The 8,931-nt window shown below is 48.0% G+C and carries 7 protein-coding genes and 1 tRNA gene; 2 read left to right on the top strand and 6 right to left on the bottom strand.

Annotated features, from left to right (window positions below; all coding sequences use genetic code 11):
• Positions 1 to 166: 166 nt before the first annotated feature.
• On the bottom strand, positions 167 to 2,449 hold the full coding sequence (locus ACP5D4_RS08740; protein ID WP_428011237.1) for a peptidoglycan DD-metalloendopeptidase family protein: 2,283 nt from the start codon (positions 2,447 to 2,449) through the stop codon (positions 167 to 169).
• 328 nt (positions 2,450 to 2,777) lie between these two features.
• On the opposite strand from ACP5D4_RS08740, the gene ACP5D4_RS08735 reads away from it, so the two are divergent.
• Positions 2,778 to 3,254: a hypothetical protein gene (locus ACP5D4_RS08735; RefSeq protein WP_428011236.1), complete on the top strand. Its 477-nt coding sequence runs from the start codon at positions 2,778 to 2,780 to the stop codon at positions 3,252 to 3,254.
• 236 nt (positions 3,255 to 3,490) lie between these two features.
• Here ACP5D4_RS08735 and mazG read toward each other — a convergent pair whose 3' ends face one another.
• Complete coding sequence (mazG, locus tag ACP5D4_RS08730; RefSeq protein WP_428011235.1) at positions 3,491 to 4,303, bottom strand: nucleoside triphosphate pyrophosphohydrolase; 813 nt, start codon at positions 4,301 to 4,303, stop codon at positions 3,491 to 3,493.
• A gap of 96 nt (positions 4,304 to 4,399) precedes the next feature.
• Here mazG and ACP5D4_RS08725 point away from each other — a divergent pair.
• Positions 4,400 to 4,471: transfer RNA gene (locus ACP5D4_RS08725), tRNA-Val, on the top strand.
• 118 nt (positions 4,472 to 4,589) lie between these two features.
• On the opposite strand, the gene ACP5D4_RS08720 is transcribed toward ACP5D4_RS08725, so the two are convergent.
• The 4 genes from ACP5D4_RS08720 to ACP5D4_RS08705 form a co-directional block, all read right to left on the bottom strand.
• A complete protein-coding gene (locus ACP5D4_RS08720; protein WP_428011234.1) occupies positions 4,590 to 5,072 on the bottom strand; it encodes a hypothetical protein in 483 nt (160 codons plus the stop codon).
• A 76-nt stretch (positions 5,073 to 5,148) separates the two neighbouring features.
• A complete protein-coding gene (locus ACP5D4_RS08715) occupies positions 5,149 to 6,921 on the bottom strand; it encodes a VgrG-related protein (protein ID WP_428011233.1) in 1,773 nt (590 codons plus the stop codon).
• Between the two features lie 358 nt (positions 6,922 to 7,279).
• Positions 7,280 to 7,855, bottom strand: coding sequence for a hypothetical protein (locus ACP5D4_RS08710; RefSeq protein ID WP_428011232.1), 576 nt, complete (start codon positions 7,853 to 7,855; stop codon positions 7,280 to 7,282).
• A 49-nt stretch (positions 7,856 to 7,904) separates the two neighbouring features.
• Positions 7,905 to 8,931: hypothetical protein (locus tag ACP5D4_RS08705; RefSeq protein WP_428011231.1), on the bottom strand; the 1,027-nt coding region annotated here is incomplete at its 5' end.

Genomic DNA, 8,931 nt, shown 5'->3' with positions numbered 1-8,931 from the left:
TCATTAACGTTAGAGAACGTTTCGCCAGACATAATTCAAAGCTCGATCGAACAATATGGCTCCTAGTATAGCAAGATTAAAGGATTAGATTATCTAGACCAGAACTCCGGCATCTTCAAGATGCCGGAGTTCTGACCATCACTAGCAGAGCGCGACAGATATGGGCTTAAGTGAAGCTATACTCCCGATTAGTTGAGGGATATCCATTGTTGTATTCAAATCCCCATCCACTAAACGCATAGTCAGACAATTTATATTGGTCGAGGGTTAAATCGTGGAACTTGGGCGAACTCACGCGACTATCTCCATCTTGAAATACTTCAAAATGAAGATGAGTTCCCGTAGCCCAACCTGTAGCACCCATAATTCCTAACTTGTCCCCTTGTTCGACCCATTGCCCTTGGTAGACTTCAGGTGAATTCATAAAGTGAGCATACAATGTCACCAACCCAGTTCCGTCATAAGGTGCATCGTGGTCAATTTTGACATGGTTGCCATATCCATAGTTATCTTTGCCTACATGGATAACTTGACCCTCCGCTGCTGCAAGAATTGGAACGTTATTCCAAGAACGAGAGCCTGTTGAAGCGCCAAAATCAATTGCTGCTTGATCGCCGTGAGAAAAAGAACCTGCAAAACTTTGAGTAACTTGCCAGTTTAGTCCACCCGGTAAAGGCATTTTGAGATTGTCAGCCGATCCAGAATTGGCTTGCGACCAAGACACATCAAAGTAAGCATCTCCCGTAGCTTCATAGTGCAAAGCATAGAGCCAGTGTTCACCACTTTGTTGAGGGGTGAAGGTATATGTGGCATGACTTCCATAGGCTTGTTGCCATTCCCAAGGAGTAACAAACTGCCATTCACCCCCATTGACAGGCGCAGCAGCGAGCAAGAAACCATCGTCAGCACGAATACGAAATTCGTACTGCTGTCCAGCTTGGAAGTCATCTTGAGTCCACATCTGATTCATAAAGTAATCAGGATTTGCCTCAATATCGGTAAGCCCCACTATACCGACACCATTTTCCATATGAGTGCCATTACCAGTGATTGGCGCACCCGCTCCCCAATCCTTCAAAAAGCCTGTCTTTCCATCACTCCGGCGATTAGAAATGGTCTTTCCCGAAATTACCTGCTCCGTACTGCCACTTTGCCAATCGTAAACGTTGACGTACCACCGATTGCTATACTCTCCGGTTTCCAACTCCGTCAATTGACCGTCGATCTCAACTGTGATGCGATCGTCGGAACCTTGAATCTCGTTGAGCGTTGTTTCATCCAGGGTTTGCCCTTGAAGACGCATGGCAAACTGCAACCCTTCATCGCCCGGTGTATCAGCTGAATTGAGTCGGTCGTCCAAGTAATGACCCACTTCTTCAGTTAATACGCTGGAAATTAAGCCTACATCGTTGGTGGCGAGGACTTCTTGACTGATATAAATCGTATCCGTTGCTCCTGCGTAAGCACCTTCAGCCCCGCCAATCTCGCCGCTGGGGAGTACCGTAATCGTAGGAACGCTCTCTGCACTAACCAGACTTGTCATCAAGTCTTTGGCAGCACTCACATCGACGTTTTGACCAAAGGTCGATCGAATATCTGATTCAAACGTTGCAGAGCTGACAAAGGATTCTAAAGCACTAAAGGTTAAGGTTGATGCTTCTGCCAGTGGGTCAGTTTGACGGGAACGACTCCGCATCCCCGGTAATCCTCCCGGCGGTGGCGGCGGTGTACTACCGCCGCCGTCGTCAGTCATGCCACCATCTGTCATACCGTCGTCAGTCATGCCACCATCTGTCATACCGTCGTCAGTGGTTCCGTCATCGGTGGTGCCACCATCTGTCATACCGTCGTCAGTGGTTCCGTCATCGGTGCTGTCTGTCGTGGCGACTAAGTCATCAAGACTCACGATACCCGCCACCTGAGCGAGAACTTCGTTCGTGGCAACTACCCGAATTTCATTATTGTCCAGACTGACGCTCTCTGCGGCGACTCCATCGGGTAACAGCACTTTGTCCGAACCGGATTCAAAGTCAGTAATGATATCGCTTCCTTCACCCTGAGCGAGTTGGAAGGCATCGATACCACCGCCTCCGGTGAGGGTGTCTAATCCGGCTCCACCGCTTAGGGTATCGTCGCCCAAATCGCCTAAAATTCGATCGTCTCCTGCTCCTCCTTCAAGGGAGTCTGCATCTTTACCGCCGAACAGCGTATCGTTACCGCTATTGCCGATGATGATATCGTTGCCTCTGTTGCCGAAATAGATGCGACCGGAATCGTCGTCTTCTATGCGATCGTTTCCGCCAAGCAGAGCAACGGCATCAATTCCACTCGAAGCCTGTAATGTATTTAACTGGTCTGTCGGAAGTGTAGCGAACGACAGAATGTCGTCTCCAGCGGTGCTGAGTGCAAAGTCAAACTCACTGCCAGCAAATACGTTCTCAAATGCCATGACAATCACCTCAAATGTTCTCTTCTTGCTTGCTGGACGAGCCTTTGACGCGATCGGCTACAGCTAGACGCCACAACATTTGAGCCTCGTCGATTGGTCACTCACCACGCTGACGGCAGACAAGAAGAGATGTATTACTCAGGGAAGAAGAACAATGGATATGTCCAGCATTGCCTACCAATATGTCTAAGCACCAGTCGGAGCGATACGGAAAAAGACGGAATCTGACAGGAGTTTCACGAGACCCTAAGATTTGTAGCGGAAAAAGACGGTCTGAGGCGGGTAAGATAGGTGCGTAGGATTGACTCAGGTTTTAAGGCGAGTAGCTATGGATCTCAAGGTCGCGATTTCTATCGCCGATCGGTTATTGTACGAGCGAACCGGACAGCATCTCGATGACGTTCAACTGGGTATTATCGGAGGGGTTCTCAACCATAAGAGCTATGCTGACATTGCAGAAACATTACATCGTAGTGAGGGTCACGTGAAAGATGTGGGTTACGAGCTATGGCAGCAGCTTTCGGATTCGTTAGGTGAAGCGGTGAATAAGGGTAATTTGCGATCGGCACTTGTCCGTCATGCTATTGTTAGCGGTCAATTTGTCGGACTGGCCTCAGATCGAGGAATAGGAAATAAGATTCACACGATTAATTTATGTAGTCCATCTCATAATTCTTCAGCCTTACAAGGCGCAGAAGAACAAGCCCGCTCCAAACTTTTTTCAAAGCTCAGAAGACTCAACTTAACCAACGAGCAAATTGCAGAGATACTCGAAACAGATGTCACTGAATTAGAAGACTTTTAATTCCTAGAAATTCAAGATCGATATCGGGTGGAATTGCGGTGATATTTTGCTCTCTAGAATGCCAAGACAATTTCCTGGGGCGAACGGACGTTCGCCCCTACAGAAAAGGTTTCTGGCTTAGGCCAGCTTTTCGAGAGCGCACTAACTCCAACAGCCAACAGAGTCAAAAATTGAAAAACAACATATAGAGAGAGAACCCCGGCATCTCCAAGATGCCGGGGATATGGCTCGTTTCCTTACGATTTCAACAATTGTTTCGCCTTTTGCCAAAAGGCTTCTAACTCCTCCAAAGAATACTCGGAAAGGGGTCGATCGCACGCCGCTTCCACCTTAGAAAATCGCTGTAAAAACCGATGGTTCGTCCCATGTAACGCCGCTTCTGGGTCGAGGTCGTACCAGCGCGCCAAATTAATAATCACGAACAACAAATCTCCCAACTCTTCCTGTTGGCGTTCTTTGCTTTCGTGCCGCAAAGCTTGATTAAACTCGTCAAGTTCCTCATGAAACTTATCCCAAACACCCTCGACATTTTCCCATTCAAACCCCACAGCAGCGGCTTTTTTAGAAATCTTCATTCCGGCCGTTAGCGGCGGTAACGTGCGAGCGTAACGAGTTAATTTCGAGGTCAGTGTCGGTTGAGTTTCCCCCTTTTCCTCAGCTTTGATTTTCTCCCAATTCTGTCGAACTTCCCCAGAAGTATTCGCTTCCACATCGGCGAAAACATGGGGGTGACGGCGAATCAGTTTTTCGGCGATGCCGTCTGCTACCTCTGCCAGGGTAAAATGACCGTATTCTCGGGCAATTTGCGCCTGTAAAACCACTTGTAACAGCAAATCCCCCAACTCTTCGGCGATCGCATCGCTGTCGCCACAACGAATCGCGTCTACCGCTTCGTAAGCTTCTTCGACGATGTAGGGAATCAGACTTTCTGGAGTTTGTTCCAAATCCCAGGGACATCCCCCATCGGGATCTCGCAGTTTGGCGACGACTTCGATGAGGCGTTGTAAGGCTTGTAACGTGGCGGTTTCGGGAGTCAGCGAGTCGGACATGAGGCAAAGAGCGATCGACAACTTCGCAGATCGTACCGCGATCGAGTCGGACTTGCCCTTGAATAGAATTTTGGTGTATGATACTCTGGTTGCACTGGGCGGTTAGCTCAGCGGTAGAGCGCCTGCCTTACAAGCAGGATGTCACTGGTTCGATCCCAGTACCGCCCATTTTTTCAACAATTAAGACCTACGCAGAAACTCGGCTTTTAACGAAAGTCCGTTGTTTCAGCGCAAAAATCAGAACGAAAACCCGGGTTTTTCGGCCCGCCAGTGGGTTGCTCCTGAACTAACTCACTTGATTGTCCACATCGGTTTTTTTCTTCTCGACCTCTTCAGATTTGGCTTGAATTTCCGCTTCCTCTTCTTCGATCTCTTCCTCTTCTTCTAACTGCGCCTGAATCGCCTTTTCCTCATCTTCCGCTTTTTGAATTTCCTCTTTTTCCGATTGCAACTGCAACGCTTCTTTTTCCTCCCGTTCTGCGGCTTGACGCTGAAGGGTTCCCTGTGGCGGTTGCAAGTTCTCTTCTTCCTTGGCTTGGGTCATCGCGGGGATTTGCGGTGGGTGTAACGGCGTATCTGTGACGTTCGGTCCCGTTCTAGCAATGCGATCGAGCTGTGCTTGATTCACCGGAGCCCCCGACAATCCCCCTTCTGGAGATAGTGTAGCGGATTTGAGTTCGTCGTTGAACGGACGCGACAGGCGTTTCGACCAAGTTCGCGGTCGGGGGGGAATTACAGAAGACCGACGTTTCGTAGGTTTGGCTTTCATAGCATCCGTCCTTGCGAAAAGAAATACGACTCGGTAAAGCTCTACTGTTATTTTAGTCGTTCCCTCAAATTGGGGGTTAATTCAATTGAATGAGGCTACCCTTCACCGTCACGATTCCTCCGGCTTGAATATCAATTCCCGACATCCCAATTGTGAGACTTCCCGATGGCGTCTTCAGTGTAATCTCACCAGGAGCGTCGAGGGTAATACTTTGCGAAGATTTGAGGGTAATACGCTTATCTCCATCGTCTAACGTCACCCTATGACCTCCTGAAGTTTTAATTTCGACCACCGTATCGCTATCGTTGAGGTGAATTTCGTGGCCGCCAGTGGTGGTTAAATGCACCCCGGCTTTACTCCCGTTTTTGTCCTCTTCCACAAATTGCAGTTGGTGGCCGCTGGTGGTTCTCAAGGTCCGCAACCGCACTTTTCCATCGACGACGGTATCGCTGACATCTTCCGGAGGAGCGTCTTGGCCGTTCCAGAGTCCGCCGAGAACGTAGGGCCGGTGAACGTCTCCATGTTCGAACGCCACCAACACCTCATCGTCCACTTCCGGAAGACAGTCGAGTCCTCGCTGTTTCCCGGCCCCTACGGACACGACCCGGGCCCACTGGCTTTCGTGGTCTTCGGTGAGGCTGGGGAATTTGACTTTGACGCGACCTAAGCCGTCGGGGTCTTGGTTGTTGGTGACGATACCGACGAGGGAGGTTTGTCCGGGGAGGAGCTGTTGGGGTGGGGAGAGGGTATCGAGGAGGGAACCGCTGCGCAAGCCTCGGACGCTGAATTCGGTTTGGTAAATCCGCTCGAAGTAGGTATGGCGGGTTTCGGTGATGTAATAGTCGCCGTCGTGTTTTCCCATGTCTTGGAGTTCGATGACGCGACCGGGACGGATTTCGGGGTTTCCTTCGGCTCTGGCGTCGGCGTAGACGAACTGACCGGAGAGTTCGTCGAATAAGGCTTGTGCCATGGTATCGGCTTCTTTGGCGCAGGAGACGGGGCGATCGACAATTCTTAAGGTCGGATTGTTCGGTTTTCCTTTAAATTGGGTACTGCTGGAACTTCCTTGTCCGTGGCCGGTTTCGGTTAAGAGTTTTTCTCCGGTGGCTTTGGAGACAATTGGCTTTTTGGTTTTGTAATCCCAGGCTCGAACTTCGACTTCTTTGACTTGTTCGGCACTGCTGACACGAACGCGAAAACTTTGAATGTCTTTCAACCATTTGAGTTGAAGTTTTTGGTCTTGTTTGGGTTTGCGAAAGTTGAGTTTTCCGTCGCTGACAAACAGTTCAAATCCCAATCTGGCGGCGCGTTCTCGCAAAAACTCCATGTTGGTTTGGTTTTGTTGAAATAGGTATTCGCAAGCGGTGCCGCTGTTGTCGATGTTTCCGAGTTGAATTCCGGCTTCTCCGGCGAGTTTTTTAACGATATCGCTATCGGTCATGTTTTGAAAGGAACGATTCCAGCGTCCGCGATGGAGGCGGTGGGATACGTCGTAACCGCGAATGACGATGGGGGCTTGCGATCGCTCGGTAAAATGGGTTTCAATGGCGGTGATTTCGCCGCTAAAAATGTAGCCTTCTTTTTCTTCGCTAAAGGCAGTGGATTCGGTGGTACTGGAGACGAATCCGATATCAATTTCTTTGCCGATTTCCATTAAGTCTTGATGTTTCCAAGCCTGCTCGTTTTCTCGTCCTGGGAAGTAATCGTTTTTAATTACTAAAACGAACATTGCTGGAACGTGCAAGCTTTCTTCTACGGTGACTTGAAGAATATCTTCTATTAAGTCTGGAGAGGCTTGGGAACCCCCGATTTTGAGTTTTACAAGAGCGCGATATGTGCCGTTTGACATGATTTTAATTTCCTTAAATTGGATGTTTTTATGCAATTTTTTTGGAGATTTAATCTATTTTATTTCCTTCTGAAAATCAAAGGTAATAATACAGTAACAGAAAGTATTGGATGTATAGGATTTTTCGCCGGGTGCATCTCACTTTTGTGAAAATATTAGTTTGAGGTAATTTGAGGGAGGTTGGGCGGCGCGATCGCGAAACCCAACCACAGCTCAATTCATGACTGAGGCTGCGATCTGATAAATTTACATTTTTGAGATGCACCCTTTTCGCAATTGTAAAATCCAATTAAATTTTGCATTTTTATCGCAACTTCCTTCTTACACCGTCAGTCATTTATGAATTTTTTTGGTTTTATTAATAATTCTCGATTTGGTTGATAATAGCATCCTGTGGACTGCGATTTAAGCGGTCGGGAACTGTATCCGAATTTCGTAATTTTTGGGGGATGCTCCGACCGGAATTTACGGACATTCCGGTGTTTTCTTCGGGTTCGTCGGCTTCTTTTAAGGTCAGGCTATCAATTTTGGCGCGAACGGGAGTTCCATCGGGTAAAAACAGGGTTAGCTTGTAGTTTAATTGTTCGATAAAGCAGCGACGTAAATAAACGCGATCGCCCCAAACAAAGGTATAAATCGGAGGTCTTTGAGTTCCCGGGGCAAATTCAACTGCTTTTTTCAGCGGATTGATATATTTTGAAACAACGCTTCCTCCCGCTTCGTAGGTATCAAAAATAATATTGCTAACGGTTAAAGTGACGGGGTTAATGTTAGAAAAGCTGGTTTTAGATTTACCCGAACTTTCGCTTCTCGCCCCCGGATTGTCGGCAATTTCCATCGTCATGTCGAAACTGAGTTCGTTGGGATTGAACATAAATTGGATTTCCGGAACGGCGTCGTTGGGGATAAGTTTGGCTTTTTGAAGTTGCGACATGGTTTTGAATCCTCTTGGATGTTTTGTCAATTTTATTTAATATAAATTATTATAATTTTTGTGAACGTCCGAGCCGATTTTGCAAGGCTTCCAAACGAAGATATAATAAATGATAGACTTCGCGAGCGAGACTGTCGAGTTTGCGGTTAGAGAGCGCGATCGAAATCGGCGGATCGAGTTTGGCGTTGAGGTTTTTGGTGGATTTTCCAGTTGGGGGGGTGGCGGGAAGGCGATCGATCGAATCGAGCCAAGGCGAAACTCCCGAAATGGTAAAATTTTGACGTTCTCGCTCCCATTCTAATTGTTGTCGGATCGATATGTAAATTTGTCGAGCCAAGCGGTTGAATTCGGCTTCGGAAATGGTATTTTTTTCGCCTTTGATTTCGGGTTCGATCGATTTCGGCGAAACCAGTTGTGTCACGGGAGCGTCGGTTTCGGGAATGGCGATTGCATCCCCAGTAGTTGACGGTTGGCTGGTTTGAGTTGGGGGTTCAGCGAGGGGTTCGCCACCCATTAAGTCGTCTAAATTTTCCCATCCTCGAGATACGGAACTTTGAGCGGTTGGAGTTACAACGCCGACAAGTTCTTCTAAATTTTGCCAACTTTCTGGCGGTTGAGGAAGCGGTTGTGGTGAGGTTTTTTGGGGAGTTTTTGGGGTAAGATACTCTTCGAGTAACGGTGACAGTTGCAGTTGGGAGCGATCGATTAAAGGTTGGATGACGGTTAAGGATCGATCGATGGTTTTGGATTCTTGGGTTTCTGGCTTTTCTGGGATTGAAGGCGTCTCAGGTTTTGGAGAAATCTGAGTTTCAACTTCGGGAGTTTTAGGTATTTGTCGAATCGGAGTTTCCGTTTCAGGAGTTTCGGTTTCGCGAGATTCGGGTTTTGGCTGAATTCGAGATTCAGTTTCGCGAGATTCCGGTTTCGGTTGAATTCGAGATTTGGGAGATTCAGTTTCAGGAGTTTCCGGTTTCGGTTGAATCGGAGTTTCGGTTTCGCGAGATTCGGTTTTGTGAGATTCCGGCACTGGTCGTGTAAAGTGGGAGATATAATCTCCTCGAAAATTACCCATGAAT

The sequence above is a fragment of the Baaleninema sp. genome (assembly GCF_049974805.1).
Taxonomy (GTDB): domain Bacteria; phylum Cyanobacteriota; class Cyanobacteriia; order Cyanobacteriales; family Geitlerinemataceae; genus Baaleninema.
The sequence above is the reverse complement of the archived record's forward strand: the minus strand, read 5'-3'. Positions and strand labels throughout refer to the sequence as shown.